Source organism: Streptomyces sp. NPDC102437 (genome assembly GCF_044765565.1).
Lineage (GTDB): Bacteria > Actinomycetota > Actinomycetes > Streptomycetales > Streptomycetaceae > Streptomyces.
In genome coordinates this window covers 259115-285619 of sequence record NZ_JBIWKI010000003.1, presented here as the reverse complement: position 1 = coordinate 285619, position 26505 = coordinate 259115, and the positions used below count along the sequence as shown (strand labels likewise).

Here is a 26505-nt window from a genome sequence, read left to right as displayed (position 1 = left end):
CCAGCGGACAGGGAGCCGGCCGGGCCGCCGGGCTCAGGCGTAGAGCTTGCCCAGGAACGCGTCGAGGTTGTTCCTGGTCCGCGCCACCTGCTCCTCCATTGTCAGGCTCTCCTCGAAGCGGCCACCGGGCGCCGGCTTCTTCCGGCCCCGGACGTACAGCGAACAGGCGAGGTCGGTGCAGATGTACAGGCCGACCGAATTGCCCTCGCGCCCCGCCGCGCCGGTCTTGCGGGCGGTCATCAGCGAGACGCCGTTCCCCGGGTGCGTCGTGAGGCACAGCGAGCACATGCTCCGATGGAGGAAGCCGCGCTGCTTGGCGGGGAAGCGGAATGTCACGCCGATGAGTTCGCCGTCGCGTTCGGTGACGATGTAGCTGCGTCCGGGAGCGGAGAGATCCCGCCATCCCAGATAGTCCAGGTCGTCCCAGGGCTGCTCGTCGAGATCACGGGGGAGTGGCAGACGTTTGGCCTCCCCCTTCGAGCAGTTGATGAACGATGTGCGGATGTCCTGCTCAGTCAGGGCCTTCATGCGAGGGACGCTAACGCTGCCTATGATGGCTAGGCAAATGGTTAATAGTGCAAGGTTATGCGCCGCCGGCGCCGCCCGTGCTGTCCGCGATCATCAGCCGGTGCGCCGGCGGGTGCTCGATCGACAGTTCCGGGCGCCAGGCCGCGAGGACCTGGGCGGAGGGGCCGAACCAGGACCTGGGCAGCTCGTCGAGCCCGGTCCACTGCCAGGCGCTGATCAGATGGGGCTCGGTCACCTCCGGGTTTCCCGACCGGACGGTCACCTCGGCGCCCATCGACACCCGGTTGATGCCCCCGACCACGTCGTGGAGCATGGCGAAGACACGCACGCCCGCCGCATCGACCTCCAGCCCCGTTTCCTCCCGGAGCTCACGGGCGGCCGCCTCGGCGACGGACTCATGGGTCGGGTCGACCTTGCCGCCGGGCAGCTCCCACGTTCCGCCGTGGTGCCTGCCGAGGAGGATCCGCCCCCGGCCGTCCTGCGCGATGACACCCACACCGAGCGCCGCCTGTGCCTTCGGCGGGCGGGTGTTGCGGGAAGAGGTGTCCGTGGGCGTGGTCGTCATGGTGCTCCCTGTGTTCCTCGTGTTCCGGCCGTACGAGGCAGCCTACGGACAAGCCGTGCCGCCGTCCGCCGCACGTCCGTCGGCGGGTGAGGAGGCCGGGCATTCAGACGGTGAGGCGCAGCGAGGTCGCCGAGATACCGAGCCGCACCGTCTGGCCCCATGCCAGCTCCAGTGCGTCCGCCTCCATTCCGTCGCCGAAGACCACCAGCCGGTCGGACTCGACCGTGAGCCTCAGCCCCTGCCGGCGTCCCAGCTCGCCCGCGACCTGTGTGGTGCCGGTCGTGGGGGACGGCCAGGCCTCGCGGACGAACCAGAGGAGGCGCCGCTCGGTGGGCGCCGGCAGGCGGAGGTCGCTGCGGCGTTCCTGCCACAGCGAGCGCAGCCACCCCGTGGCGCCGGTACCGGTGCCGACGAGCACACCGGAGGAGGCCTGTGGCTCGGCTGGGGCATCGGGGACGTCCGGGCCGAGCCGGTAGCGGGTGGTCTGATGGCCGGGCGGGCCGAGATAGATCTCGTTGAGGGCGAGGAGGCGCTGGGTGTCGTCGGACACTGCCTCGACCATGGTGAGTTCGTCGGCAGTGCCGCCGGGGGACGCGGCCGCCCGGAGCAGGGCGGCCGCATCCCGGGGCCGGTGGCGTACGAGCACGCCCGGATTGCGCCCGGGGTCGGTGTCGATGCCCACGACCGGCTGGCCGGAGAGGTACTTGGCGGTATTGGCGACCAGCCCGTCCTGTCCGACGACGACCACCACGTCCTCCGGCCCGAACAGAAAGCGGTCGAGGTCCGCGCGCTCCACCCGAGACTGACGCCACTGAAGCGGTACGGCCGCCGCCACATCGGCCAGTGCCTGCCGGGTCTGCCGGTGCCGCCGCGCCACCGCGTCGATGGACCGGTCGCGGCTGGACAGGAAGAAGGCGGCCTGTCCGTGCGTACCGTGCCGGGCCAGCAACTCCTCGTACTCGGTGGTGCGGTGGACCAGTACCGCGCGCGGCGCGAGGCTCATGCCCGGGTCTCGGGGCCGGCGTTGCCGAGCTTGCTGAGCAGGCCGGTGAGCACGTCGGGGGAGAGGGTGAGGCTGTCGATGCGCGGCAGGTTCTCGGCGAGCCTGGTCGCCGCCAGGGCGTGCAGGGTCGCCGCGTCCACCTCTCCGTGCACCCGCAGCCAGGCTGCCTGCGACTCCGCCCGCGCGGCGCCGACCTCGCGGGCTGCTTCGGCCTCGGCCCGCGCCAGCCGCACCTTGCGTGCCGCTTCGGCCTCGGCGCGCACCCCGTCGGCCGCCGCGTTCTCCTCGGCCTCGCGGCGGGTGTTGGTACCGCGCTGCTCCACCAACTGTTCTTCCCTGCGGGCCAGTTCGATCTGGCTGGCGAGCTCGTTCTCGGCGATGGCCCGTTCCCTCTCCACGGCTACCGCACGGCGTTCGTAGGTGGCCCGGTCGGCCTCCTGCTGGATCTGCTCTCGGGCGGGGGTGCGCAGCGCGCGTTCGACCTCGGCCTCGGGCCGGATCGCCACCACCCGCACCGCGACCACGTCGATCCCGGTGGCGGGCAGCCGCGGCTCGGCGGCGAGCCCCGCGGCGACCCGCTCGCGTACCGACGCGACACCGTCGACCAGCGCCTCGGCCAGCGCCGTCCTGGCCAGCACGTCCAGGGTGTGCTGCTGGGCGGTCTCGGTCAGCAGGGTGGCGATCTGCTCCAGCGGCGCCCCGCGCCAGACCCCGGTGTCCGGGTCGACCGAGAAGTCCAGCCGCGCGGCGGCCTCGGCCGGGTCGCTGATCCGGTACGTCACGGTGGCCTGCACCGTGACGTCCTGGAAGTCGGAGGTGCGGGCGTGGAACGCCATCGCCAACTCCCGGTCGTTCACCGGGACTTCCGAGAGGGCGGCACTCAGTGAGCGGTACCAGAAGCTCAGCCCCGGCCCGTCGTGCGCCAGTCGGCCGCGCTTGTGATGGCGGATGTGCGCGGTGGGTGCGGAGCGCAGATGGCGCCAGCCGAAGCGCCTGGTGATGTCGGCCATGTCGGGCCCCCTCTTTTTCTCGTCACGAAGACGATAAAGGGGGTGGTGATTGTCGTCAAGAGGACGAGAAAGGGTGATTGCTCGCCCCGGCCGTCGTGTCCCGCGCCGTTGCGAGAAATCTGGCCGGCACTTCACCTCCGCCGTGCACCGCCAGATCGGCGCCGTTGACGTAGGAGGCCAGATCGCCCGCCAGATAAAGGCAGGCGCGGGCCACGTCGTCCGGTGTCGCCATCCGTCGCATCGGGATGACCTGGGCCAGGGCTGCCCCGCCGTCGTCGCCGTAGACCGATGCGGCGCTCTCCGTGCGGACCAGTCCGGTCGTGATGTGGTTGACGCGCACCTTCGGCGCCCACTCCAGGGCCAGCGCCCGGGTCAGTGCGAGCAGCCCGGCTTTCGCGGCCGTGTACGCGGCCGTGCCCGGCTGCGGGGTGTGCGCGGAGACGCTGCCTATGTTGACGATCGAGCCTCCGGTGTCCTGTTCCCGCATGACCAGGTTGGCGGCCTGTGACACATGGAACGGGGCCAGAAGGTTGAGGGCGATGACCTTCTCGACGAAACGCGGGGACACAGTGGCCGCGTCGGAGTCGGGGGAGCCGCCCGCGTTGTTGACGAGTACGTCCAGCCGTCCGAAGCGTTGCGCCGCCTCGTCGACCAGGGCGGCGGCGGCCGCCGGGTCACGGACATCGGCCGGCTGGAAGTGCGCCCTGCGGGCGCCGCTCCCGGGCAGCTCGGCCGGTTTGCCGCGGCCGCAGACCAGTACGTCCGCCCCGGCGGCGAGGAACGCCTCGGCGATCACGGCGCCGATGCCCTTCGTGCCGCCGGTGACGATCGCGGCCCGCCCTGTGAGGTCGATGGGATTGCCGATGTCCATGGGTCCGCCCCGCCGTCTTCCGTTCTGCACGGTCGGGTAAATCTACCAACTGTTTGTTTGGTGTAACAGGTGTCGAAACCGCGGGCGGCCGGTGACTCCACAGAGTCACCAGCCGCCCGGATGGTGCGCCGCCCCCGTCCCCACGGTGCGGCGCCGGCGGGTCGTCGTCATCCGCTCGGACAACGGCCCACGTCTGTCGGGACTAGGGCGCGGGCGCACTCAGTCCGAGTGAGGGAAGGATCGCGTTCTCGATGAAACGGGTGAGATATGCCTCGTCCGCGTTCTTTCCCTCCAGCAGCGGCCGGGCGCGCATCACCCCCAGGAGCTGTGCGGAGACGAACTCCGCCGCCGGGTTGTCCGGCCGGATCTCGCCGCGCTCCGCTCCGCGCCGCACCATGGCGTCGATCGCTGCGAGTGCGGGCACGATCAGGGCCTCGCGCAGAGCGCACAGCAGCTCGGGGCTCTGCAGCGCGGCATGGCTGAGTGCGTGCATCAGCGGTGTGTCGCGGCCCGAGCCCGCGCCGATCGACCGCGCCGCCTCGCGCAGGTCGCCCGCGAGGCTTCCGGTGTCGATGTGCGGAAGCAGTGCTTGTCGGGTGCCGTGCAGTGCGGCCACGACCAGTTCGGGCTTGGATCCCCACTGCCGGTAGAGCGTGGACTTGCCGCAGCGTGTCCGCGAGGCCACTCCCTCCATGGTGAGTGCCTCGTAACCGGACTCCCTCAGCATGTCGAGCACGGCCACGTAGAACTCCTGCGCCCGCTCCGGCGTGATCTTCGAGCGGCGTGGCGTCTGTACCGGTTCCTGTGCGGCTTCCTGCGGCGACATGTGCCTTCCCTCTCAGTGATTCTGCGACAGAGGCCTTCGATACGCCAGTGTACCGATACGCACGTGTACCGATACGTTCGCGTATCGGTACACTGGCGTATCGATACGGCATGGACTGGACCATGCCGCCGTAACACCGCTTCGTCAGCAAAGGGGCACCGGGTGATGTACGCCGGTAGCGAGCCAGCAGATCGGGAGCCGGACAGTTCTGCCCGACCGCCCCTCGTCCGCGAACTGCTTCTGGTCGTGGGACTCTTCGTGATCTACAAGCTCGGCCGTCAGGTCGCGAACGGTCACGTCGACGAGGCGTATCGCAATGCCGCACACGTCTGGGACTTCGAGCGCTCCGTGCACCTGCCCGGCGAAGACGCGGTGCAGAGCCTGCTGTTGCACAACGAGACGCTGGTCCACCTCGCGAACACCTACTACGCGACCGTTCACTTCCCGGCCACGCTGCTCTTCCTCGTCTGGCTCTACTGGCGCCGCCCCCGTCACTACATATGGTCGCGACGCATCCTCGCCGCACTCACCGGCGCCGCACTCGTCCTCCACCTGCTGTTTCCGCTCGCCCCGCCGCGGCTGCTGGCCGGCACCGGGCTGGTCGACACCGGCCAGGTGTACGGACCGTCGGTGTACGGGGCGACACCGGCGACCGACTCGATGGCCAACCAGTTCGCCGCGATGCCCTCGCTGCACTTCGGCTGGGCCGTGATGGTCGCCGTCGGGCTGATCGTCGCGACCCGCTCGCGGTGGCGCTGGCTGTGGCTGCTGCATCCCCTCGTCACCCTGCTGGTGATAGTCGGCACGGCCAACCACTACTGGCTCGACTCGATCGTCGTCTCCGCGCTGCTCGTGGTGGCCTTCGCGGCGCTGCGGCTGCCGTGCACAGCTCCGGTACGGGCACATCTCCCGGGGCCGTCCACGACGGGCGAACCCGCGCCGTCGGCCGTTCCGTACGCCACCGATCCCGCCCTCCCGGCCCCATACGCCTCGACCGGAGCCCGGCGATGAACGCCACCGTGATCGCCGTCGCGCTGTCCCTGGTCTCCGCCGCCGCATACGCCTCGGCCGCGGTGGCGCAGTCCCGGCTCGCCGCGCGGACCGAACGGAACGCCGGTGTGCTGCGGCTGCTCGGCCGGCGCGCCTGGTGGTCGGCGGTCGCGCTGAACGCGGGCGGAGCGCTGCTGCACGTCGCGGCTCTCAAGTACGGGCCGCTCACTCTCGTCCAGCCGCTCGGTGCCCTCACCCTGGTCGCCGCGGTTCCGCTGGGCGCCAGGGCCGCCGGACGCCGGGTCACCAGGACCGAATGGCGCGGCACGATCCTCACCCTGCTCGGCCTGGGCGCCCTGCTGATGACCGCGGGCGGCACCGCCCCGCACGAAACACTCAGCCTGCCCGAGGCGCTGGCCGTCGGGGCCGGGACCATGGCCGTCGTCGCCGGACTCAGCCGCCCGGGAGCGCGGCCCGGTCTGCGGCACGCCGCCGCATCCGGCATCACGTCCGGGGTCGCCTCCGCGCTCACCCAGACCCTGACCGTCTCGGTCACCGACCACACCGGCCCGCTGTTCAGCTGGCGTCTGGTCGTCGTCGCGCTGCTGGTCTCCGCGTTCGCGATGAGCGGGCTGCTGCTCTCCCAGACCGCCTACCGGGGTGGTCTGGGCGCACCGCTGGCGGTCGTCACGCTCGCCAACCCGGTGGCTGCGGCGGTCATCGGCCTGGCCCTGCTCGGCGAACGCCTCCAGGGCGGGACGGCCAGCCTGTTCCCGGCCCTGCTCGGGACGGTGGCGTCGGTACGGGGCGTGATCCTGCTCAGCCGCGCCCAGGCGCAGACCTCGGCCGTCGCCGGTCCGGCCGGGGACGAGCCGAAGCCCGGGGCCGGATCGCCGTCGAGGGTCGTCATCGCGAGCCGGCGACCGATGGACCAGCCGATGCTGTGGCCGGAACTGGACCGGGCACCGGTGGGCGGTCCGTAACTCGCGGAAGTGATGCCTGCCGGCCGGTGGTGCGCCGAGGAACGTGACATTCGCCCACCCCACTGTCACGTTCAGAAACGACGCACCTATGGTCCCGGCCTCTCCTCCCGGTCCAGTGCCCGTGTCAGCCAGCCGATCCAGAAGTTCTCCAGATCGATGCCGCCGCGCAGCACCAGATGCCGCAGCCGGTCCTCCTCGGAGTTCCGCTCGGGCGGGAAGTCCCGCTCCTCGATCTCCAGGTACTCCGCCAGTTGCCGACGGTGCAGCTCCAGGTGGCGCCGGAGTTCAGCGTCCAGCCCGGGGGCCCCGACGACCGCCGCCGCCCGCATGCGCAGCAGCAGTGGATCCCGGACCTGCTTGGGGTCCTCGGGGCGGGCCACCCAGGCACGGAGCGCCTCGCGGCCGGCCGGCAGCACCTCGTACTCCTTCTTCTGGCCGCGGGCGGGCTGCTCCGAGGGCAGCGCCCGGATCTGCCCGGCCTGCTCCAGCTTCCCCAGTTCCCGGTAGATCTGCTGGTGCGTGGCGGACCAGAAATAGCCGATCGACCGGTCGAACCTGCGGGTCAGCTCCAGCCCCGACGACGGCTTCTCGAGCAGGGCGGTGAGGATCGCATGCGGGAGTGACATGGGGTGCATCCTATGGACGGCCGGGCGTGGGCCGGCGCGGCAGCGGCCTCGTGGACGGCGTGGCCCCGTGGCGCGAGCGCTGGTCGACGAGGCCGGGGTGTCCGCGTGTCAGAGCGAGGCGGCGAGCTCCGTGCCCTGGCGGATCGCCCGCTTGGCATCCAGTTCGGCGGCCACATCGGCGCCGCCGATCAGATGCGTCGAACGACCTGCGGCGAGCAGTTCCTCGTACAGGTCACGGCGCGGCTCCTGACCCGCGCAGAGCACGATCGTGTCGACCGGCAGGAGATGCTGCTCGCCGCCGACCGTGAGGTGCAGGCCCTCGTCGTCGATCCGGTCATAGGCGGCGCCCGCGATCGTCCTGACGCCGCGGTGGCGCAGCTCGGTGCGGTGGATCCAGCCGGTCGTCTTCCCCAGGCCCGCGCCGACCTTGCCGGTCCTGCGCTGGATCAGATGGACGGTCCGTGGCGCCTTCGCACGTTCCGGGGTGCGGAGCCCGCCCCGCTCGCGGTATTCGGTGTCGACGCCCCACTGCCGGAAGAACACCTCGGGGTCACTGCTCGCGGCGTCGCCCGAGTCGGTCAGGAACTCTGCGACGTCGAAGCCGATGCCGCCCGCGCCGATGATCGCGACCCGATCGCCGACGGGCGCCCCGTCGCGCAGGACATCGAGGTAGCCGACCACGCTGGGGTGGTCCTGGCCCGGTATCCCGGGGGAACGCGGGGTGACACCGGTGGCGAGGACGACCTCGTCGAAGCCGCCGAGCGCGTCGGCCGTGACCCGGGTACCGAGCCGGAGCTTGACCTTCTCCTCCCGCAGCCGGGTACGGAAGTAGCGCAGCGTCTCGTCGAACTCCTCCTTGCCGGGAACCTTGCGCGCCACGTTCAGCTGGCCGCCGATCTCCTCGGCTGCGTCGAACAGCGTCACCTCGTGACCGCGTTCGGACGCCGAGACGGCGCACGCGAGACCGGCGGGTCCGGCGCCCACGACCGCCACCCGCTTCACGGTGCGGGTCGGCGACAGGGTGAGTTCGGTCTCGTGACAGGCGCGCGGATTGACCAGGCAGGAGGTGACCTTGCCGTTGAAGATGTGGTCCAGGCAGGCCTGGTTGCAGCCGATGCAGGTGTTGATCGCGTCGGCGCGGTCCGCGGCCGCCTTGGCGACGAAATCGGGGTCGGCGAGGAACGGCCGGGCCATCGACACCATGTCGGCGCGCCCCGAGGCGAGGACCTCCTCGGCGACCTCGGGAGTGTTGATGCGGTTGCTCGTCACCAGCGGTACGGAGACGGCTCCGCGGACCTTCTCCGTGACCCAGGTGTAGGCGCCGCGCGGCACCGAGGTGGCGATGGTGGGGATACGGGCCTCGTGCCAGCCGATCCCGGTGTTGATGATCGTCGCGCCCGCCGCCTCGATCTCGCGGCCGAGCCGCACGACCTCCTCCAGCGAGGAACCGCCCGGCACCAGGTCCAGCATGGACAGCCGGTAGATCAGGATGAAGTCGCTGCCGACCCGCTCGCGGACCCGGCGCACGATCTCGACGGGGAACCGGATGCGGTTCTCGTACGAGCCGCCCCAGCGGTCGGTGCGGTGGTTGGTGGCGGAGGCGATGAACTCATTGATCAGGTAGCCCTCGGAGCCCATGATCTCGACCCCGTCGTACCCGGCGCGGCGTGCCAGCTCGGCCGCCTTGACGAAGTCCTCGATGGTCTCCTCGACCTCGTGGTCGTCGAGGGCGTGCGGGGTGAAGGCGCTGATCGGGGCCTGGATCGCGCTCGGAGCCACCAGATCGGGATGGTGCGCGTACCGGCCGAAATGCAGGATCTGCATGGCGATCCGGCCGCCCGCCGCATGGACGGCCGAGGTGACCAGCGCGTGCTGCTCGGCCTCCGCCTCGGTGGTCATCTTCGCCCCGCCGGGGAAGGAACAGCCCCGGGCGTTGGGAGCGATGCCACCGGTGACCATCAGGCCGACGCCGCCCCGGGCGCGCTCCGCGTAGAAGGCGGCCATCCGCTCGAAGCCGCGCTCGACCTCTTCGAGACCGATGTGCATAGAGCCCATCAGCACCCGGTTGGGGAGGGTGGTGAACCCCAGATCGAGCGGACTCAGCAGATTCGGGTACGGGCTCATGCGGCGGCTCCTCACGCAGTGTCGTCTGCGCCAGTTGTAGACCACCGGAACGCCATTGTGCAACAAGTTGCACAATGGCGTGGATCTCATGGCTGCGGAGACCGTCGTCCCCCGGACGGCGTAACACAGGGACACGTCGGCGCCCCGCGCCGCGGAAAGTGGAACTACGGCATCCGGTCGACATCGACAGAGATGCCCTCCACTGCATGCCTCCCACCTCCACCCCCCAACCCTGCGGAGACCCCCATGGCCTGCCTCGACCGGCATGACCTCGGCCTGCTCGTCCTGCGCGTCGGCACCGGCGCGGTACTGGCCGCGCATGGCGCCCAGAAGCTGGCCGGCTGGTTCGGCGGCGGAGGCATCGAAGGAACCACCGCAGCGATGGACGCGATGGGTTTCCATCCGCCGAAGCACAGCGCGGTCGCCGCCGGGCTCGGCGAGGCGGGCAGCGGAGTGCTGCTTGCCCTCGGCCTCGCCACCCCGGCAGCCGGTGCGGCCGCGGCCGGGGCGATGGCGGGGGCCGTGGCCGTCCACGCGCCCGCCGGGTTCTTCGCGCAGGGCGGTGGCTACGAGTATCCGGCCTTCCTCGGCTTCACCGCCGCGGCAATCGGCCTGACAGGGCCAGGACGCTACTCCGTCGACCATGCCACCTGGCACGCCTTCGACCAGCCGTGGATGGTCGCGCTGGCCTTCGCGGGCAGTGCCGTCGCGGCGGCGGCCGTGGTCGGCAGGCGTGCCAAGGGGCGGGTCGCGGTCGACCCCGACGCGACCTGACCCCCCGACAGGACAGGGACCGGGCGGCACCCCAGGGAGGGAGCCGTCCGGTCCCCCTCGCCACCTCGGCGTTTCAGCTCGACAGCCTCCAGCGGCCGCCCTTCGCCGATGCGATCAGCTCCGGCACCGAGCCGAACTTCACCCGAGGGCGCCCGCCGTCGCGGCCACGCGCGATCTCGGCCCTGTCGATGGCGGCCAGCCCCTTGGCGTCGACGACATGGCGGCTGCGGCTCCGGGCCAGCCGGAGGAACGCCTTGGGCGCGGGCGTCGGTGCGGGCAGGGCGCCGGCCACCGCATCGTCCAGGAGCGTGCCGACGGTCTCGGCGGCGCAGGCACGGTTGGCCCCGATGCCACCCGAGGGCCCGCGCTTGATCCAGCCGACGACGTACGTCCCGGGCATCCCCGCCACCCGGCCGCCCTCGTGCGGGACAGTGCCGGTCGCCTCGTCGAAGGGCAGCCCCGCGACGGGCGCGCCGCGGTAGCCGACAGCCCGCAGCAGTGTGCCGGCCGGAATGTCCAGCTCGCCCGGACCTCCTGTCACCCGCACGGCCCTTACGGCATCGTCGCCGAGCACCTGGACGAGGGCGGAGTGGAACCGGAAGACGATGCGCCGTCCCGGCTCGGGCGTACGCGACCAGTTCACCGTTTCGCGGGTCATGTCCCGCAGCAAGCCGGCCTTCTCGTCCGGCGTCGCGCCGTCGATCGTCACGCCGGTTCGTGGCTGGTGGTCGTCGACCACCAGTTCCACGCCCGGCAGATGCTTGAGGGCGAGGAGCTCGGAGGCGCTGTACGCCGCGTGCTCCGGTCCCCGTCGGCCGAGCAGCACCACCTCGCGCACCTTCGCGGCGCGCAGCGCGGCGAGCGCGTGATCCGCGATGTCGGTGCCGGCCAGGGCCGACGGATCCGCGACGAGGATACGGGCGACGTCGAGGGCCACATTGCCGTTGCCGGCCACGACGACCCGTTCCGAGGACAGGTCGACGGCGTCCGGTGCGACCTCGGGGTGGGCGTTGTACCAGGCCACGAACGAGGTCGCCGATATGCTGCCCGGTAGTTCCTCGCCGGGTATGCCGATGCGGCGGTCGGTGGAGGCACCCACCGCGTAGACGACCGCGTCGTGGTGGGCGGCGAGTTCCTGAGCGGTGATGTCCTTGCCGATCTCGACCCCCAGGTACATGCGTACCCGCGGGTGGTCGTGGAAGCGTGCGAAGGTGTCGCCCACCTTCTTCGTCGCGGGGTGGTCGGGCGCCACGCCGTACCGGACCAGCCCACCGGCCACGGGCAGCCGGTCGACCAGGGTCACCTCGGCGTTGGTGTGCAGGAGGAGATCCTCGACGGCGTACATCCCGGCCGGGCCGGTGCCGACGACCGCGACGCGGATCGGCGCGAAGTCGGACGGGAGACTCCGCTCGAACGACGGGGCGCTCCAGCGGTGGAAGTTCGGTCCCGTGCCGACCGGAGCGGGCTCCTGCCCGGCGAAGTACGCCTCGTTGATCGCGGCATACTCCGCCTGCGCGGCCGGCAGGCTCTCCACGGGGAATATGGCGTCGACCGGGCAGGCGTCCGCGCAGGCACCGCAGTCGATACAGGACTTCGGGTCGACGTACAGCATCTCCGTGCTGCCGAAGGCCCGCTCCTGCGGTGTCGGGTGGATGCAGTTGACGGGGCACACGGCGACGCACGTGGCGTCGCTGCAGCAGGTCTGGGTGATGGCGTAGGTCATCTCGTCAGCTCGGCTCGCTCGGATCAGATCAGGTTGGCGCGCTTGTACAGAGCCAGCGCGGGCCGGGTGAGTAGGCGGGCCGAGGCCAGGAACTCCATGAGTCCCGAACAGCTGGACCGCATCAGGGACTTGTGGTGCTCGTTCGCCCCGGCCTCGGCGACGGCGCGCCGTGTGTCGAGCCCGGCGTTCTCGTACACCTGCCGGTTCACCATGCTGGTGACGATGAAGTAGGACGCGACCGCGATCACGAACGCGTTGAGCTGCCGGCGCAGCGGGCCCGCGTTCCGGATACGTTTGCGGGTCTCGTCGCGGGCGAACTTCATGTGCCGTGATTCCTCCACGACATGGATGTTGTTGATGGTCCGCACGAACGGCGCGACCCGTTCGTCCCGCATCCAGTCCCGCTGCATGACGTCGAGCACTTCCTCGGCGACCAGGATCGCGGCGTACGCGGCCTCGCCGAACGCGAGCGTCTTGAACGCCCTGCCGAGCTCCACCACCGCACGGCGCGGCCGGTAGGCGGGGGCGCCCAGCTTCGCCGCCCCGCGGGCGAACATGATGGAGTGCCGGCACTCGTCGGCGATCTCCGTGAGCGCCCACTGGAACCGCGGGTCGGTCGCGTCCGTCGTGTAGATGTCGCGCAGCACCATCTGCTGGAGGATCATCTCGAACCAGATGCCGGTGCTGGCCACCGACGCGGCCTCCTGCCGCGTCAGCTCCTTGCGCTGGGCATCGGTCAGCTCGTTCCAGTACGCCGTGCCGTAGAGCGTGCTCCACTCGGGGCTCGCACCGTGGAAGTCCTTGTCCAGCGGGGTGTCCCAGTCCACCTCGGTGGCAGGGTCGTACGACAGCTTCGCCGACGAGTCGAGCAGCCGCCGGGCGACGTCCTGCTCGTCGCGCCGGTCCTGGTCCTCCGGCCGAAGGGTGCTGCTTGCCATGGTGCGGCTCCTCGATTCGACAGCTCGACTCGACGCCGGCCGGCCTTGACCCCACCCGTACCCGCTCGATGGGTGCGTGGCTGCCGAGCGCCTCCATCGCTTGTTAGACGTTACGTCTAGCAAGCTGTTAGACGGAACGTATAGCAAGAGTGTCGTGCGGGCCTACCCCTCGGACCGAATCCGCTCGATCGATCACCGGCGGGAGGGGCCGGACAGCGGGCGGGGCGGCGGTTCGTCGTTCAGCGCACGGCGGGACGCCGGTGTGTGGCCCAGAATTCGTCGGCGGTGATGCCGAGCAGCACGACGTCGTGGTGGCTGCCTGCGAAGAACTCGTGCTGGCGCAGCCGTCCCTCCTCCATGAAGCCGAGCTTGCGGTAGAGGGCGAGCGAGGCGTCGTTGAACGCATGGACCTCGACCTCGCACTTGTTGTGGCGCTGCTCGGCGAACATGTACGTGAGGAGCAGTTCGGAGGCCTCTGTCGCGTGGCCCCGACCACGGTGATCACACGCGATCTCGATGCCGGTCTTGAACCGTCCTGCGCGAGTGTCCGTCTCACCGACCGTCACGGACCCCGAGAACGTGCCGTCGGCCAGCGTCTCGATCACCAGCCGGAACGCCTCACCGCCAGGGGCCCGGACAGCACGGTCGGCCGTCCAGGCCCGGAAGCTCTCATCGGAGCGGGGCGGCTCGACCAGACCGGCGTTGCGGACGTCGACGGTGTCCCGGGCCAGGGAACGAAAGCCCTCCCAGTCCCCGGGCTCGACGCCGCGCAGACGCACCTTCTCACCGGTCCACATGTCGCTCATGACTTCCATCCCCTCAGCCGACCGCAGGCACTGATGGCCATGCTCTTCGAACCAGAAGACCAGGGGCGGGAGACACACAGCCCGTCGGGCCGCCAGAGGCCCCGTTTCGTTCGACTCCGTTACCGAGAAAGCCTGTTGGTGCCTCTGCGGGGGAACCACTCACGCGTCCGGCACCCAGCTCCCGTGGAAGCCGAGCGGTACCCGTCCCGGCAGGTGGACGCGGGCCAGGGGACGGGCGGTGAAGTCCTGCGCGGAGAGGATCACCAGGTCGCTCGCGCCGCGGCCCGGGTCGTGCACATACGAGAGGAGGTAACCGTCGTCCTCGTCCCGTGCCCCGCGACGCGGCACGAACACCGGCTCGCCGGCCGCCGCGCCGTTCGGGAAGCGGTGCACCTGCCGGCTGCCGCGCAGCATGTCGTGCTTCAGCAGGCAGTTGGTGAACCTGTCGTCCGGCGGCACCCCGTCGACCGTCTCGTAGGCGCGCCACATCTCCGCCGCGCTCGCCGTGTACGCGAAGCGGTGCCGCCGAGACACCAGGGATTCGTTGACGCGCGGGAACTCCTGCGGCAGGTCGTCGACGCGGGTACTGCGGACACGGCCCGCACGCAGGTCGATGGTCCAGCGGTCGAGCACGGGTGTGCCGGTCGTGGAGGGGCCGCCGTTACCGCGGCCCGCGGCGTAGAACGGAGCGGGCATGGTGGTGAGTTCCATGATGATGGTGTCGCCCTGGTCGTAGGCGTTGAGCGTGTGCGAGCAGTACACCGGATCGATCTCGAACCAACGGGTCGTGCCACCGCTGCGCGGCATCACCCCCAACCGCATCGGGTGCTCCGCGTTCCACACATAGGGCACGGGTGCGCCCGCCTCGGCGGCTGCCATGTCGAACGTGATCGGCACATCGACGATCACCACGTACTTCCCGGTCAGAGCGAAGTCGTGCATCATCGGCGCGTCCGCGACCGGGATCCTGTGGGTCCTTGCCACCCGGCCGGTCCGGTCGATCATGATGTGCCGTACGTGGTCCCAGGTCGGGTAGTACGCCACCGCGTGCAGTTCGTCCGCCGCCGCGTCGTACTTGGTGTGCGCGGTGAACGCGCCCTCCAGCGTGGAGCGGAAGTCGTACGGGCGCAGCGTGTTCAGCTCGCCGTCCAGTTCGTACGGCAGCGGCCCGCTCTCCTGGAGGGCCAGGATGCGCCCCTTGTACGGGATGACGTGCGTGTTGCAGGCGAAGTCGTCCGGCGGCACCTCGCCCGGATACGGCTCGCCCAGCTTCCGCGCCACCTGAGATGAGCGCACCCACCGGTTGCGGTACCACTCGGCTCGCCCGGCGCGCAGCCGCACCCCGTGGACCATGCCGTCGCCGAGCATCCAGTGGTGGGCCCGGGGGTCCTCGATGCCCAGCGCGTTGGGTCCGGTACGCAGGTAACGGCCGTCCAGGTCGTGCGGGACCCGGCCGGTCACTTCGAGGCCGAACGCGGTGAGTTCCTCGGTGACCGGGGCGAAGGTGCCCTCCAGGAACGGGGTGGACCCGGGGCCTTCGGACGCCGTGCCGCGGGTGGCGGCCTGCGCCGGGGCGGCGTAGTGGCCGAGACCGTAGCCTCCGACGACGCTGCCGGCCGCCGCGAGTGCCGCGCCCCGGAGGATCCTTCGCCGCGTGTGACTGCTCATCGTTCTTCCCCGTCCGTGATCTGTGCCCGGCGGGTCCTCGCCGGTGCTGGGAACGAGTCTGCTGCGCGACCGGCGTCCGGTCAGTCGGCCTGGGGCCCCGGTCTGAGGTGTTGCCGGCAACACCCAAGACCAGGGCCCACGACGTCCGGGCCGGCCGGAGCCGCCGGACCACGGAGCCGGCGCCGGAGACGTAGAGGCAGGCAGCGCCACGGCACGCAGGCGGATCGGGCGCTCGGGGCAGCGGCACCACAGGTGCACCGCGGAGACGGCCCCGGATCGCCCTGGTGGATGAAGACGGCCCAGGCCGCCGGACGGTGGAGCTCCGTTCGGCGTGCCGTTCGCCCCCTCGGACGGTCGAGCAACCGCGACGAACAGAAGGGACACGGGCCGACGACTCCCGATGCGGAGCCGGTCAACTGGCCGGAGTCGATTCCGCGGTCCGGTCCGGCATCGGTCAACGGGCCGGAGTCGACTCGGGGGCCCGGTCCGGAACCGGTCAACGAGCCCGAGCCGATGCCTGATTCGCACGGTTCATGGAGGGGCCCGCGTCAGCGAACTCGGCGAACAGCCGCAACAGGTCGGCGGCCGCATGGGTCGGCAATGCGCCTTTGCAGACTGTGGGAACAGCCCTTGACGGGGTGATGCGGAGGAGGTGTGTGCGGAAGGCGACAGGAGATCTCCCTTACGCGCAGTGCGTGTTACCGTGCCGGGCGGTCGTGATCGAACTCGCACGGGGGAGATGTGATGGACGTTCACGTCGGCGGTACGCGGACTCCCACCGACACATCGATGCAGGGCAGGCGCCAGCGTCGGCGAGATCGGCGCATTCCAGGACAAGATCAACGGCGAGGTTCCCGACTGGATGCGCCGGCATCCCACGCCGGTGGTCACCGCCACGGACAGCATGAACGGCAATGGCCTGGCGCCGGACGGTGCGAACAACCCCACGAACTTCGTCACGTTCGACGGCCAGCGGTGGATCAGGACGACCCCGAGGCGAGGCCTTCAAGCAGCGACTGGTGGCCGAACAGCACCGGCTGCACACCGAAGGCGACGGCGGCGAGAACTGGGGCGGAATGGGGTCCGAGGGGCAGGAACGGATCAACGACACCGCCGTCGGCAGTGCCACCGGCAGTGACTACGGGCGCCAGGACCTGGACAGCGCCGCCGACCGCAGGGCAGTCCTCACCGAAGCCGGGAAGCCCGGAAGCCGGTGGCGCAGGGGCGGCCGGTGCCGGTCGACGTCTCGGGCGAGGACGGCGCCCACGCGGTGACCATCATCGCAACAACTCCACACTGCCCCCCGAGACGGCCGGACCTCCCGCCACCCCGACCACGGGGGCGGAGTCCCCTTCCCAGGCTCCCGAGCGCACCACCTACACCGTCACCGTCGACTAGCCCCAGCGGACCGGTCGGACGAGGGCTACCGTGCCTACGAACGTCGGCCAGACGCATGGAACGAGCAGGCCCCCGATGGAACAGTGCGCCGCCACGAGACGATGTGCACCATGATGCGTAAGGATCTGTCATAAGACGTCGCTTTTTCGAACTGAGGAGTCTCACAACTGGATGACCAGAGCGCCGGGCTGGACAGAGGCCACTGATAGGCAGAGAGGCTACTGGGGTGCTTACGCTGACGGGTATTGCGAAGGACCCCCTGTGCCTGGCTCACCGTCTAAAAGCTCATGATGGTTCGGTTCTCATCTTTCGCCCCCTCGTGCACGCCGACACGGGGCACCTGGCCGAGTTTCTCAAGGCCTTGTCCCCCGAGTCGAGGCGATTCAGTATGTTCGACGGGTACGACTTCGCGACCGCCCGGGAGATGTGTGGCGCGATCGCGCTACGACAAGCTCAGGCTGGTACTTGAGGACATGCCGGCCGGCAGGATCGTCGGCCTTCTCGAATTCAGCCTCGATCTGACTCCGACGGACATTGCGCGCTACCAGGACGCGGGCATCCGCCTCACTGGAGCGGCTGACTGCCGCTTCGGCCCCACTCTGGCTGACGACTACCAGGACCGGGGCATCGGGACGCTCGCCTTCCCGCTTGTCACGGAGGTTGCACGACTGCTCGGTAGGACGAGGATCATCCTGTGGGGCGGCGTCCAAGCCGACAATCTCCGCGCCATCCGCTACTACGAGAAGAACGGCTTCCAACCGGTGAGCTTCTTAGCAGAGGCGGACTGGTCTCTATCGCTCGACATGATGCTTGACCTGCACCCACTGCCGGATCCGGCAGGATGCCTGACCCGACACAGCCACTCGTAGGAGCGCCGACCGGCTCTTTGCAATGCGGCCGACGAAACGCAGCAATAACCGCCCAGTAGACCGCTCGCATGCCGCGCATGGCTCGCTGGCTGAAACCGCACAAGGTCCGCGGCTGGCTCACCCGTCGGGATACCCCCGACTTCTGGCAGCGTGCTGCCGCTGTGTGCGCCCTCTACCTGGACCGCCCCCGGGAGCAGTGGTGCTGTCGCTCGACGAGAAGAAGCAGGTCATGGACGATCGCCGGTCCTTGCGTGTTCTCAGACGGCGTACGCATGGGTCTGCGCCGCCTTCACCGTCGCCCAGACCTCCGCGCCCGGATGCAGGTCGAGCTCGGCAGCGGCGACCGCGGTGAGATCGGCGGCGAGCGGGAGATCGCCGGTCAGGGCGGCGCGGATCTGGTCGCCGTGGGTCTCCAGGCCGGCGACCTCGCAGCGCCAGAGGTTACGGGCGCTCGAGCCGCTGGGGCGGCTGCGGTAGAGGGTGATGGCGCTCGGGGGGAACGCCACGAAGACCGGTCCGGACAGGACCTCCGCGGTGGTGATGGCAGGGCCGGTGTCGAGGCGGACCGTGTGGCCGTCCGCGTGGCCCCGGTAGAGGTTGAGGCCGACGAGCTGCGCGACGTAGTCCGTACGGGGGTGGCGGGCGATGTCGGCCGGGCTGCCGTTCTGGACGACTTCGCCGCGCTCGACGACGACCAGGCGGTCGGCGAGGACCATGGCGTCGAGCGGGTCGTGCGTGACAAGTACGGCCACTGCTTCGAACTCTGCCAGGTGGCGGCGGAGTTGGGTACGGACCTCCAGACGGGTACGGGCATCGAGTGCGGCCAGGGGCTCGTCGAGGAGGAGCAGACGGGGGCGGGTGGCGAGGGCGCGGGCGAGGGCGACACGTTGCGCCTGGCCGCCGGAGAGCCGCCGGGGCTTGGCGCCGGTGTGATCCGCCAGTCCCAGGCGGTCGAGCCACTCGGCGGCCTGCGCGCGTGCCTCCGCCTTGGTCGCCCCCTGGCAGCGGGGCCCGAACGCCACGTTGTCCAGGGCGGTCAGGTGGGGGAAGAGCAGGTAGTCCTGGAAGACGACGCCGACGGGGCGGGACTCCGGCGGCGTACGCTCCAGCGTCGTGCCGTCCAGCCGCAGCTGACCGCCGGTGAGCGGTGTCAGGCCGGCCAGCGCACGCAGCGCCGTGGTCTTGCCGGCACCGTTCGGGCCGAGCAGGGCGACCACCTCGCCGGGCGCGACGGTAAGCGCCACGTCGAGTCGGAAGGCACCGCGGTCCACCACGAGACGGGCGTCGAGCCCGTCGGGGGCGGTGCCGGTGTGGAGGTCGTGTGTCTCGGTCATCCGGCGGTCATCCAACGGTCGCGCAGTCCGGCCAGTACCGCGACGGACACGGCAAGCAGCACCAGGCTGAGGGCGATCGCCGCCTCCGGGTCGCTCTGCAGGGCGAGGTAGACGGCGAGGGGCATGGTCTGTGTACGGCCGGGAAAGTTGCCGGCGAAGGTGATGGTCGCGCCGAACTCGCCGAGCGCGCGTGCCCACGCCAGGACCGCTCCGGCCGCGATGCCCGGCGCGATCAGCGGGAGTGTGACCCGGCGGAACGCGGTGAAGCGGGACGCGCCCAGAGTGGTTGCCGCTTCCTCGTACCGCGGGTCGGCAGCCCGCAGTGTGCCCTCGACGCTGATGACGAGGAACGGCATCGCCACGAACGCCTCCGCCACCACGACCCCCGCCGTGGTGAACGGCAATGTGATGCCGAACCAGGAGTCCAGCCACTGTCCGACGATGCCGTTGCGGCCGAGCGAGGTCAGCAGCGCCACACCGCCGACGACCGGCGGCAGGACCAGCGGGAGCGTGACGAGCGCGCGCACGAGGCCACGGCCGCGGAACTCGACCCGGGCCAGCAGCCAGGCCAGCGGCACCCCGATGACCAGGCTCACGGCGGTGGCGGCGGTGGCACAGATCAGGGACAGCCGGAGCGCCTGCCACACCTCGGCGCTGGTCAGCTGCTCGGGCATGCTGCGCCACGGGGCCCGGACGAGCAGGGCGATCAGTGGCACGATCAGGAATGCCAGGCCGATCAGCGCGGGCACGAGCAGAGGCAGTGGTGCACCGCGGCCGCCACCCGTCCCGACGCGCCGACGCCGCGGCCCACCCCGGAGGGTGCCGGTCGCGGCGTCGGACTTCGTGGTCGAGGTCACGGCTTCAGGAACCCGGCCCCGGTCAGGACCTTCTGACCCTGGGCGGACTGCACCAGCGCGATGAATGCCTTGGAGGCGTCGGCGTTGGGGGCGTTCTTGAGCAGGGTGATCGGGTAGTCGTTGACGGCGTCGGCCGACTCGGGGAACTCCACGCCCGCCACCTTGTCACCGGCTGCCTTCACATCGGTCTTGTACACGACCGCCGCGTCGGCCTCCTTCAGCTCGACCTTGGTCAGGGCGCTCTTGACGTCCTGCTCGTACGAGACCGGGGTGAGCTTGAGACCGCCGGCGTCGAGGGCCTTCTGCGCGGCGGCACCGCACGGCACCTCCTTGTCGCAGAGCACGACCTTCAGGCTCGACTCGGTGAGGTCCTTGAGGGAGGAGATCTTGTCGGGGTTGCCCGGCAGGGTGGCGATCTCCAGTTGGTTGCGGACGAAGGTGGCGGGCGTGCCGGAGGCGTCGCCCGCGTCGGTGACGACCTTCATCGTCCTGGGGCTGGCCGCGGCGAACACGTCGGCAGGTGCGCCGCCGGTGATGCTCGCGGCGAGGGAGTCGCTGCCGCCGAAGCTGAAGGTCACCTTTGTCCCCGGGTGCTGCTTCTCGAACTCCTTGCCCAGGGTCGTGAAGCTCTCCTTCAGCGAGGCCGCGGCGAACACGGTGACCGTGCCGGACAGCTTGTCCGAGGCGGAGGAGTCCGACTTCACCGACGAGGAATCGTCGGACGAGGAGCAGGCGCTCAGTCCCAGCAGCGCGGCGGTGCCTGCACCGGTCACCTGCAGAGTCCGGCGTGCGGTACGGGTTATCAAGGGTCCACTCCCTCTGGTCCTGACGGACATGTCTACGGTCTGTCGACGACCACGTTGGTCGACTTGATCACGGCAACCGCCGGAACATCGGGCTCCAGCTTCAGCTCCTCAGCCGACTCGCGGCTGACCATCGCCACCACCCGGAACGGCCCGGCCTGGATTTCCACCTGCGCCGACACGTCGCCGCGGATCACATCGGCGACGATGCCGGAGAAGCCGTTGTGGGCCGATGAGCCCGTGGAATCCCGCTCCGCACGATGCAACTGCCGGGCGTAGGCCGCGAGGGCCGGCCCGGGGATGATCCGGCAGCCGGTCCCGTCACGTTCGGCGGTGATTTTCCCGCCGTCGACCAGACGCCTCACGGTGTGGGCACTGACGCCGGGCAAGGCGGCCGCGTCCCCGATCCGGTAGATGTGCATGCACTGATGATAGTGCCGCAGATGCGAGGTGAAAGTCTTCTGTGTCATTGCATGAGCCGGAGTGCAGATCCTTCTGGGTTGCATGTGCGTTTGTACGGGAAGGGCGCCGGGGTATGGGCATCCAGGAAGTGGTAGCCCATGAGCCAGTCCCCTGCATCGGCGGTCACGATGGCGGAACCCGCCCTCACCGGAGACCTGACCCGTCCGACCCGCCTGACGGTGCCCGATCTGCTCGCCTGGCCGCAGCACGAGGCCGATGTCAGCTTCGAGTGCGCCACCAGCGGCACCCGGCACCACCGCTTCACCGGGCCGCTCCTGCACGACGTCCTTTCGTCGGCCGGTCCCGTCTTCGATCGCGCCCGCCGCAAGGACCGCCTGCGTTTCCTGATCGCGGTGTCCGGCACGGACGGCCACCACACCCTGCTGTCCTGGGCGGAGATCGACCCCGATTTCGGCCGCGCGCCCGTACTGCTCGCCGCCACCGTCGACGGCACGCTGCTCGACCACGCCGGCGCCCAGCTCGTCCTGCCCCCAGGACCGCTGCGGCGCCCGGCACATCAGCGGCATCGACGCGATTCGCGTGGACGGCGGCTACGCCTCCTGGACGTGACGACCCGCCCGCGCCCGCCGGGCCCTGGCCGCCGCCGCGCGCCGTCAGGGCCAGAGCAGTCCGTGGTGCCAGGTGGGCTGTCCGGCCTCGTCCCGGCCGCACACCATCCGGTGGCGGACACGGTCGATGCTCGCCTGCCAGAACTCCACGTAGGTGGGGTGATGGCGTAGAGCGTCCAGCTCGGCGGGCACGGCACTTCGTCCGGATGGGCCGCGCCGAGGCGCCACGCGCTGCCGCAGAACGCACGGACATGGCTGAGCCGCCTGGTTGCCCAGGACGCCGGTCCGGAGCGACACCACTTGAGGCCGGCCCGCCTGGACCTTCTACCTGCGCCACCGCGTCGTCCACGATCAGTACCGGGGCGCATTCGTACTCGGGCAGCGACTGGTCCGAGGGAGGCCATCGCTGCTCAGTCAGGCGCGGTCGATGTGTACATTCGTCGACTTCACCCGGGCGGTGGCCTCCATCCCGACCTCCAGCCCCAGCTCCTCCACTGCCTCCCGCGTCAGCAGCGACACCAGTCGGTGCGGCCCGGCCTGGATCTCCACCTGGGCGGCGACGTCACCGATCTTCACCGCGATGACGATCCCGGGGAAGGCGTTGCGGACCGAGGTGTACGAGGCGTCCTCCTCACCGCCGCTGCCCTTGGCCAGCTCCATGGAGAAGGCAGCAAGATCCTTCCCCTCGATGAGTCGCCGCCCGCCCTCGTCCCGACGGGTGACCACCCGGCCGGCGTCGGCCCAGCGCCGAGCGGTATCCGGGCTCACACCAAGAAGTCGGGCGGCCTGGCCAATTGTGTAGAACTGCATACGCGCCAAGATAGGCCCATCCACGGAAACCGATGCCCACCGCCCTGGTCCGGTCGGGCTGAAGTCGTCCGGTATCGGGGGGCATCCGGTGAAGCCACCAGCGTCACCGCCACGCCGTTGACCAGCCGATGATGTTCGAACTTCGTGCCCGAACACTGGTTCTCGACGCGGAGCGGGTGGGCCGCGTGGGCTCGCACCCGAGTCCGGACGAGTTGCCCAGGGTCACGGTCGCAGCCGCCCCGGAGGCGGTCGCGGCAGTCGGCACGGTGGAGCGCATGGCTCTCGGAGGGCGCTGCGTGCAGGCGTCGTGGTGGGTTCCGGGAGAGCGGGCGAAGCTCTCCAGCAGTCACCTGACGATGTGTCGGAAGAGTCGGCAAGTGGTCAGCATGAGCCATGGAGAACCTGGGGAATGCTGACCGGACGTGCGACTGGTTGTATGGTAGGGAAACCGCCTTTGACCTGCAAAAACGCAGGCAGGGAGCCTATGTTCAGGAGTACCTCGATGCTGCGCACGATGTTCAAATCAAAGATCCACCGGGCCACCGTGACCCAGGCCGACCTGCACTACGTGGGTTCCGTCACCATCGATGCCGAGCTGATGGAGGCGGCGGATCTGCTGCCCGGGGAGCTGGTGCACATCGTCGACATCGACAACGGTGCCCGTCTGGAGACGTACGTCATCGAGGGCGAGCGCGGCTCCGGTGTCATCGGCATCAACGGCGCCGCCGCCCGCCTCGTCCACCCCGGTGACCTGGTCATCCTGATCAGTTACGCCCAGGTCGACGACGCCGTGGCCCGTGACCTGGAGCCGCGCGTCGTGCACGTCGACGCCGGCAACAGGATCATCGGACTCGGCTCCGACGCGTCCGCACCCGTACCCGGCACCGTCACCGAACGGAGCCCGCACGCCGTTCCCCCGGCGCGCTGACCCGGTCCGGACACCCGAGGGAGCATCGTCATGGCAGAGCCGGCAGAACGCGTCGAACTCGACATCCGCGACGATCGCGCGAGCGGGAACCTGCTCGCGTACGAGAACCGCAAGGCCGCCGGGGTCGTCGCGTACTTCGTGATGGACGGTGAACCCGCCGCGCTCGTCGCCGTCCACACGGTCGTCGAGCCCGGACACGAGGGCAGGGGCATCGCGGGCGCCCTCGTCCGGGAGTTCTGTGCCGCGGCGCGCCAGGCTGTGCCCGTCGTGCCGCTCTGCCCGTACGCCGCGAAGTGGGCGGCGCGCCACCCCGACCAGGCTCCCGAGGTCCCGGCCGACCTGGTGGAGCAGGCGAAGACGCAGCTCAAGGCGCACCCCGAGCTGTACTGACCGACGTGGGCCGGGGCGGTACCGTCGGCGGATGACGCTCGCGCTGCTGCACACCTCCCCGGTTCACGTACGTGTCTTCGACGCGCTCCGGGACGCCGGCCATCCCGGACTCGCGCTCCGCCACCTGGTGCACGAGGACCTACTCGCCAGGGCCAGGGAATCGGGCCCCGAAGCGGTGGCGGGCGAGATCGGGGCCCTGCTCGCGGGCGCCGTCGCGGACGGTGCCCGCGCCGTGCTCTGTACCTGTTCGACGATCGGCGCCGTCGCCGAGGCGGAGTCGGCGACGCTCGGAGTTCCAGTGCTGCGCGTCGACCGCCCGATGGCGTCCGCCGCCGCGGCACAGGACCGCGTGGTGGTGCTCGCGGCGATCGCCGGCACCCTGGCGCCGACCCTCGCGCTGCTCGCCGAAGAGGCGGGGGACCGACCCGTCGACGTACGCACCGTCGTGGTGGACGGGGCCTGGGCACGCTTCGAGGCCGGTGACCGCGACGGCTACCTGGACCTCGTCGCGGCCGCGGCCGACGCGGTCAGCGACGCCGACGCGATCGTGCTGGCACAGGCGTCCATGGCCGACGCGGTCACCCGTACGGGCACCCGCATTCCGATGCTCTCCAGCCCCGGCCCGGGTCTCGCCGCCGCGGCGGCCGCAGCGCGCTGACCTCCGTACGGCCCCGGCCCCCGGCCGGTCATCCCGAACCCGCGGGCCCGGACTCACCAGGCGCGGGCCGCTGCTCCGGGAGACGGTGGAAGCAGATCCACCCGAACCGTTCGGAGGCCTCCCGATGACGAACCCGTACCCCGACCCCGTGCCGCCGGCGCCCACCCCCGGACCGATGCCCGGGCCGCCGTCGCCGCTGCCGGAGCCGCCGCCTCCACCACCCGGCCCCGTCCCCCCCGGCCCCGCGCCGGACCCGATCCCGCAGCCGCCCGAACCACGCCCCGAGCCGGTGCCGGAGCCCGCACCCCAGCGGGGCTGGTGACGGGGCGGGCGAACAAGGCGGCATTCACCTGGGCGTAGACCGGCCCGACGGGGCGGGCGGCCCGGCCACCGGACCGGGCTCAGGCCGTGGGTGGGCGGACCGGTGCCGGGCCCAGTGTGGTGCTGCCGGGTGAGGCCCGATGGCCGAGCCCGGTCCGGTAGGCGTCCATCGCCGCCTCGGTCCGGCCCATCCGCCGCAGCAGATCGCCCAGCAGCCGGCAGATGTCCGCGAGATCCCCAGCGGCACCCGCCCGTTCCAGCAGCGCCAGTGCGGCGACGTAGTGCTCCTCGGCCGCATCGAGCTCGCCCTGTTCCTCGTGGATCAGACCCAGCAGCCGATGCGCGCCGCCCGCGTGGACGGCCCCCCGCTCCGGGTGCAGTTCGCCGAGGAGTCTGTGCAGCAGCTCCCGGGCCTCGGTGGTCCTGCCGCCCCGGCGCAGCACATCGGCCAGCTCCACCTCGACCTGAGCGGTGTACAGGGCGGCGCGCTTCGATGCCAGCATGTCGCGGGCGGCGCGCAGTTCGGCCTCGGCGCCGGACAGATCGCCGTCCTGCGCGTGTACGTAGCCGCGCATCCAGTGGCAGTGCGCGAGCTCCGTACGGATCTGTAGCTGTTGGTAGATCTCGGCCGCCCTGGCCAGCGACGCGTCCGCCTCCGCGGTGCGGCCCGCCGCTATGAGCGTACGGGCGACGCTCCGGTGCAGTCCGGCGACCAGCTCCGGATCGGACACCTGTGGCGCGAGGGCCAGCGCCAGCTCGCTCGCCTGGGCGGCGCGGGCGTGCGCGCCCATGTCCATGTACGGGGCGATCGCGGCCGTGTACAGCAGCAGTAGCGCGCTCGGGTCCTGGAGGCCGGAGGTGTTGAGCTCGTCGATCGCGCTCTCCAACAGGTAGCAGGCATAACGGAGTTCGCCGGCCAGGAGGTGTGCGACCGCTCTGCCCCGGACGGCCGGGGCGCGCCGGGGGAGCGGGGCGTCGGCGAGCAGCCTCTCCGCCGCCTCGAAGTGCTCGCGGGCCGCGGGCAGATCGCCCGTCTCCAGTGCGCAGTGGCCCAGCCCGAGCGTCGCCGCGGCGCGTTCGTCGTCGAGCCCGTGCCGGACGGCCTCGGCGAGCAGACCGCTGTAGGCGCCGGCGGCGTCCTCGGCGGCGCCGGTGGCCAGGGTCCGCTGGGCCTCGACGAGTTTCAGCCGCAGACCGGTCGCGAGATGGGCGGGGCGCCCCGTCGCCAGTTCCTCGTACGTGACGCCGAGCCGGTCCGCGAGGTGGCGCACGGCCGCCTCCGAGGGGCGCACGCGGCCGGCCTCCAGCGTGGAGATGTAGGCGGGGGTGTAGGCGGGCTCTGCCAGCTGCCGCTGTGTCAGGCCGCGTTTCGTGCGCAGTCGTTGGACCCGGCGGCCGACGGCGCCGGGGTCGTCGGCCGGCCCTGCGCCCCTTCTCGCTGTGCGCCCCTCGTCCATCGCACCGTCCCTTCCGCCTCGCCCCGCTCCGAAATGCGGTCCATGCATCGTAAATGCCCGGTTGTGATCCTCAACCACCAGGCATCCGGGCCTTGTTCGAGAACCCCGTCCACCTCTAGGTTAAGCATTGCATTAAGTCGATTTAACTCATGGGTTATGTGATGTCCGTGCCCTGTGAGCCACCGCGTACCTCCGATAGTCCCTGCGAGTACTC

The 26505-nt window shown here is 70.8% G+C and carries 27 protein-coding genes and 2 pseudogenes; 10 read left to right on the top strand and 19 right to left on the bottom strand.

Features of this window, described 5'->3' with window-relative positions; genetic code table 11:
• Positions 1–33 precede the first annotated feature (33 nt).
• The 6 genes from ACIRJP_RS06360 to ACIRJP_RS06335 form a co-directional block, all read right to left on the bottom strand.
• On the bottom strand, positions 34–528 hold the full coding sequence (locus tag ACIRJP_RS06360; protein WP_404168786.1) for an FBP domain-containing protein: 495 nt from the start codon (positions 526–528) through the stop codon (positions 34–36).
• Positions 529–583: 55 nt separating this feature from the next.
• Entirely contained in the window at positions 584–1093 is a 510-nt protein-coding gene (locus tag ACIRJP_RS06355) for an NUDIX hydrolase (RefSeq protein WP_404168783.1), read from the bottom strand.
• Positions 1094–1196: 103 nt separating this feature from the next.
• Positions 1197–2096, bottom strand: coding sequence for a hypothetical protein (locus ACIRJP_RS06350; protein ID WP_404168780.1), 900 nt, complete (start codon positions 2094–2096; stop codon positions 1197–1199).
• The gene (locus tag ACIRJP_RS06345) at positions 2093–3106 is read right to left on the bottom strand and encodes an SPFH domain-containing protein (protein WP_376422143.1); all 1014 of its coding nucleotides are present in this window, start codon (positions 3104–3106) and stop codon (positions 2093–2095) included. The genes ACIRJP_RS06350 and ACIRJP_RS06345 overlap by 4 nt, the downstream gene beginning before the upstream one ends.
• A gap of 55 nt (positions 3107–3161) precedes the next feature.
• Positions 3162–3977: an SDR family oxidoreductase gene (locus ACIRJP_RS06340; protein ID WP_404168776.1), complete on the bottom strand. Its 816-nt coding sequence runs from the start codon at positions 3975–3977 to the stop codon at positions 3162–3164.
• 202 nt (positions 3978–4179) lie between these two features.
• Positions 4180–4803: a TetR/AcrR family transcriptional regulator gene (locus tag ACIRJP_RS06335; protein ID WP_404168773.1), complete on the bottom strand. Its 624-nt coding sequence runs from the start codon at positions 4801–4803 to the stop codon at positions 4180–4182.
• A gap of 165 nt (positions 4804–4968) precedes the next feature.
• On the opposite strand from ACIRJP_RS06335, the gene ACIRJP_RS06330 reads away from it, so the two are divergent.
• Together ACIRJP_RS06330 and ACIRJP_RS06325 are read left to right on the top strand one after the other, a co-directional pair.
• Positions 4969–5814, top strand: coding sequence for a phosphatase PAP2 family protein (locus ACIRJP_RS06330; protein WP_404168975.1), 846 nt, complete (start codon positions 4969–4971; stop codon positions 5812–5814).
• Complete coding sequence (locus ACIRJP_RS06325; protein WP_404168770.1) at positions 5811–6776, top strand: DMT family transporter; 966 nt, start codon at positions 5811–5813, stop codon at positions 6774–6776. The genes ACIRJP_RS06330 and ACIRJP_RS06325 overlap by 4 nt, the downstream gene beginning before the upstream one ends.
• Before the next feature lie 86 nt (positions 6777–6862).
• Here the strand turns inward: ACIRJP_RS06325 and ACIRJP_RS06320 are convergent, their stop codons facing one another.
• Both ACIRJP_RS06320 and ACIRJP_RS06315 read right to left on the bottom strand, forming a co-directional pair.
• Complete coding sequence (locus ACIRJP_RS06320; protein WP_404168767.1) at positions 6863–7402, bottom strand: PadR family transcriptional regulator; 540 nt, start codon at positions 7400–7402, stop codon at positions 6863–6865.
• Between the two features lie 108 nt (positions 7403–7510).
• Positions 7511–9526, bottom strand: a complete 2016-nt coding sequence (locus ACIRJP_RS06315) for an FAD-dependent oxidoreductase (RefSeq protein WP_404168764.1) — start codon at positions 9524–9526, stop codon at positions 7511–7513.
• A 246-nt stretch (positions 9527–9772) separates the two neighbouring features.
• Here ACIRJP_RS06315 and ACIRJP_RS06310 point away from each other — a divergent pair, with 246 nt between their 5' ends.
• The gene (locus ACIRJP_RS06310; protein ID WP_404168761.1) at positions 9773–10300 is read left to right on the top strand and encodes a DoxX family protein; all 528 of its coding nucleotides are present in this window, start codon (positions 9773–9775) and stop codon (positions 10298–10300) included.
• A 73-nt stretch (positions 10301–10373) separates the two neighbouring features.
• On the opposite strand, the gene ACIRJP_RS06305 is transcribed toward ACIRJP_RS06310, so the two are convergent.
• The 4 genes from ACIRJP_RS06305 to ACIRJP_RS06290 form a co-directional block, all read right to left on the bottom strand.
• On the bottom strand, positions 10374–12023 hold the full coding sequence (locus ACIRJP_RS06305; protein WP_404168758.1) for an FAD-dependent oxidoreductase: 1650 nt from the start codon (positions 12021–12023) through the stop codon (positions 10374–10376).
• 23 nt (positions 12024–12046) lie between these two features.
• Positions 12047–12961 (bottom strand): diiron oxygenase, encoded by a 915-nt coding sequence (locus ACIRJP_RS06300; protein ID WP_404168755.1) that lies wholly within the window; start codon positions 12959–12961, stop codon positions 12047–12049.
• 239 nt (positions 12962–13200) lie between these two features.
• Positions 13201–13767, bottom strand: coding sequence for a GNAT family N-acetyltransferase (locus ACIRJP_RS06295; protein ID WP_404168752.1), 567 nt, complete (start codon positions 13765–13767; stop codon positions 13201–13203).
• A gap of 159 nt (positions 13768–13926) precedes the next feature.
• Positions 13927–15435, bottom strand: coding sequence for a carotenoid oxygenase family protein (locus tag ACIRJP_RS06290; RefSeq protein ID WP_404168749.1), 1509 nt, complete (start codon positions 15433–15435; stop codon positions 13927–13929).
• Between the two features lie 1019 nt (positions 15436–16454).
• Here ACIRJP_RS06290 and ACIRJP_RS06285 point away from each other — a divergent pair.
• From ACIRJP_RS06285 to ACIRJP_RS06275, 3 genes and pseudogenes are all read left to right on the top strand, one after another.
• Complete coding sequence (locus ACIRJP_RS06285) at positions 16455–16709, top strand: hypothetical protein (protein ID WP_404168746.1); 255 nt, start codon at positions 16455–16457, stop codon at positions 16707–16709.
• A gap of 147 nt (positions 16710–16856) precedes the next feature.
• Positions 16857–16967: pseudogene (locus ACIRJP_RS06280) on the top strand (GNAT family N-acetyltransferase); the annotation flags it as partial.
• Positions 16968–17261: 294 nt separating this feature from the next.
• Positions 17262–17702, top strand: coding sequence for a GNAT family N-acetyltransferase (locus ACIRJP_RS06275; RefSeq protein WP_404168743.1), 441 nt, complete (start codon positions 17262–17264; stop codon positions 17700–17702).
• A gap of 257 nt (positions 17703–17959) precedes the next feature.
• Here ACIRJP_RS06275 and ACIRJP_RS06270 read toward each other — a convergent pair whose 3' ends face one another.
• Genes ACIRJP_RS06270 through ACIRJP_RS06255 form a run of 4 tightly spaced genes read right to left on the bottom strand, consistent with a single transcriptional unit; the run spans position 17960 to position 21118 of the window.
• Positions 17960–19036, bottom strand: a complete 1077-nt coding sequence (locus ACIRJP_RS06270) for an ABC transporter ATP-binding protein (protein WP_404168740.1) — start codon at positions 19034–19036, stop codon at positions 17960–17962.
• A complete protein-coding gene (gene modB, locus ACIRJP_RS06265) occupies positions 19033–19893 on the bottom strand; it encodes a molybdate ABC transporter permease subunit (protein WP_404168737.1) in 861 nt (286 codons plus the stop codon). The genes ACIRJP_RS06270 and modB overlap by 4 nt, the downstream gene beginning before the upstream one ends.
• Complete coding sequence (gene modA / locus ACIRJP_RS06260; RefSeq protein ID WP_404168972.1) at positions 19890–20696, bottom strand: molybdate ABC transporter substrate-binding protein; 807 nt, start codon at positions 20694–20696, stop codon at positions 19890–19892. Before modA ends, modB begins: the two co-directional genes overlap by 4 nt.
• Positions 20697–20731: 35 nt before the next feature.
• Positions 20732–21118: a molybdopterin-binding protein gene (locus ACIRJP_RS06255; protein ID WP_404168734.1), complete on the bottom strand. Its 387-nt coding sequence runs from the start codon at positions 21116–21118 to the stop codon at positions 20732–20734.
• 138 nt (positions 21119–21256) lie between these two features.
• Between ACIRJP_RS06255 and ACIRJP_RS06250 the strand changes: the two are divergent.
• Positions 21257–21728 (top strand): annotated as a pseudogene (locus tag ACIRJP_RS06250) (molybdopterin-dependent oxidoreductase).
• A 44-nt stretch (positions 21729–21772) separates the two neighbouring features.
• Here the strand turns inward: ACIRJP_RS06250 and ACIRJP_RS06245 are convergent.
• Both ACIRJP_RS06245 and ACIRJP_RS06240 read right to left on the bottom strand, forming a co-directional pair.
• On the bottom strand, positions 21773–21877 hold the full coding sequence (locus ACIRJP_RS06245) for a pyridoxine 5'-phosphate oxidase C-terminal domain-containing protein (protein WP_404168969.1): 105 nt from the start codon (positions 21875–21877) through the stop codon (positions 21773–21775).
• Between the two features lie 264 nt (positions 21878–22141).
• A complete protein-coding gene (locus ACIRJP_RS06240; protein WP_404168731.1) occupies positions 22142–22537 on the bottom strand; it encodes a molybdopterin-binding protein in 396 nt (131 codons plus the stop codon).
• Positions 22538–23039: 502 nt separating this feature from the next.
• Here ACIRJP_RS06240 and panD point away from each other — a divergent pair.
• From panD to ACIRJP_RS06225, 3 genes are read left to right on the top strand one after another with little or no spacing between them, the layout of a single operon-like run.
• Positions 23040–23465, top strand: coding sequence for an aspartate 1-decarboxylase (gene panD / locus ACIRJP_RS06235; RefSeq protein WP_404168728.1), 426 nt, complete (start codon positions 23040–23042; stop codon positions 23463–23465).
• A 30-nt stretch (positions 23466–23495) separates the two neighbouring features.
• On the top strand, positions 23496–23855 hold the full coding sequence (locus ACIRJP_RS06230) for a GNAT family N-acetyltransferase (protein ID WP_404168725.1): 360 nt from the start codon (positions 23496–23498) through the stop codon (positions 23853–23855).
• Between the two features lie 31 nt (positions 23856–23886).
• A complete protein-coding gene (locus ACIRJP_RS06225; RefSeq protein WP_404168722.1) occupies positions 23887–24513 on the top strand; it encodes an arylsulfatase in 627 nt (208 codons plus the stop codon).
• Positions 24514–24914: 401 nt separating this feature from the next.
• Here ACIRJP_RS06225 and ACIRJP_RS06220 read toward each other — a convergent pair whose 3' ends face one another.
• Positions 24915–26291 (bottom strand): tetratricopeptide repeat protein, encoded by a 1377-nt coding sequence (locus ACIRJP_RS06220; protein WP_404168719.1) that lies wholly within the window; start codon positions 26289–26291, stop codon positions 24915–24917.
• Positions 26292–26505 lie beyond the last annotated feature (214 nt).

Bases quoted from the DNA above. Each gene is read 5' to 3' on its own strand.
- ACIRJP_RS06360 (WP_404168786.1), bottom strand. From the start codon at position 528: ATGAAGGCCCTGACTGAGCAGGACATCCGCACATCGTTCATCAACTGC.
- ACIRJP_RS06355 (WP_404168783.1), bottom strand. From the start codon at position 1,093: ATGACGACCACGCCCACGGACACCTCTTCCCGCAACACCCGCCCGCCG.
- ACIRJP_RS06350 (WP_404168780.1), bottom strand. From the start codon at position 2,096: ATGAGCCTCGCGCCGCGCGCGGTACTGGTCCACCGCACCACCGAGTAC.
- ACIRJP_RS06345 (WP_376422143.1), bottom strand. From the start codon at position 3,106: ATGGCCGACATCACCAGGCGCTTCGGCTGGCGCCATCTGCGCTCCGCA.
- ACIRJP_RS06340 (WP_404168776.1), bottom strand. From the start codon at position 3,977: ATGGACATCGGCAATCCCATCGACCTCACAGGGCGGGCCGCGATCGTC.
- ACIRJP_RS06335 (WP_404168773.1), bottom strand. From the start codon at position 4,803: ATGTCGCCGCAGGAAGCCGCACAGGAACCGGTACAGACGCCACGCCGC.
- ACIRJP_RS06330 (WP_404168975.1), top strand. From the start codon at position 4,969: ATGTACGCCGGTAGCGAGCCAGCAGATCGGGAGCCGGACAGTTCTGCC.
- ACIRJP_RS06325 (WP_404168770.1), top strand. From the start codon at position 5,811: ATGAACGCCACCGTGATCGCCGTCGCGCTGTCCCTGGTCTCCGCCGCC.
- ACIRJP_RS06320 (WP_404168767.1), bottom strand. From the start codon at position 7,402: ATGTCACTCCCGCATGCGATCCTCACCGCCCTGCTCGAGAAGCCGTCG.
- ACIRJP_RS06315 (WP_404168764.1), bottom strand. From the start codon at position 9,526: ATGAGCCCGTACCCGAATCTGCTGAGTCCGCTCGATCTGGGGTTCACC.
- ACIRJP_RS06310 (WP_404168761.1), top strand. From the start codon at position 9,773: ATGGCCTGCCTCGACCGGCATGACCTCGGCCTGCTCGTCCTGCGCGTC.
- ACIRJP_RS06305 (WP_404168758.1), bottom strand. From the start codon at position 12,023: ATGACCTACGCCATCACCCAGACCTGCTGCAGCGACGCCACGTGCGTC.
- ACIRJP_RS06300 (WP_404168755.1), bottom strand. From the start codon at position 12,961: ATGGCAAGCAGCACCCTTCGGCCGGAGGACCAGGACCGGCGCGACGAG.
- ACIRJP_RS06295 (WP_404168752.1), bottom strand. From the start codon at position 13,767: ATGAGCGACATGTGGACCGGTGAGAAGGTGCGTCTGCGCGGCGTCGAG.
- ACIRJP_RS06290 (WP_404168749.1), bottom strand. From the start codon at position 15,435: ATGAGCAGTCACACGCGGCGAAGGATCCTCCGGGGCGCGGCACTCGCG.
- ACIRJP_RS06270 (WP_404168740.1), bottom strand. From the start codon at position 19,036: ATGACCGAGACACACGACCTCCACACCGGCACCGCCCCCGACGGGCTC.
- ACIRJP_RS06255 (WP_404168734.1), bottom strand. From the start codon at position 21,118: ATGCACATCTACCGGATCGGGGACGCGGCCGCCTTGCCCGGCGTCAGT.
- ACIRJP_RS06240 (WP_404168731.1), bottom strand. From the start codon at position 22,537: ATGCAGTTCTACACAATTGGCCAGGCCGCCCGACTTCTTGGTGTGAGC.
- panD (WP_404168728.1), top strand. From the start codon at position 23,040: ATGCTGCGCACGATGTTCAAATCAAAGATCCACCGGGCCACCGTGACC.
- ACIRJP_RS06230 (WP_404168725.1), top strand. From the start codon at position 23,496: ATGGCAGAGCCGGCAGAACGCGTCGAACTCGACATCCGCGACGATCGC.
- ACIRJP_RS06225 (WP_404168722.1), top strand. From the start codon at position 23,887: ATGACGCTCGCGCTGCTGCACACCTCCCCGGTTCACGTACGTGTCTTC.
- ACIRJP_RS06220 (WP_404168719.1), bottom strand. From the start codon at position 26,291: ATGGACGAGGGGCGCACAGCGAGAAGGGGCGCAGGGCCGGCCGACGAC.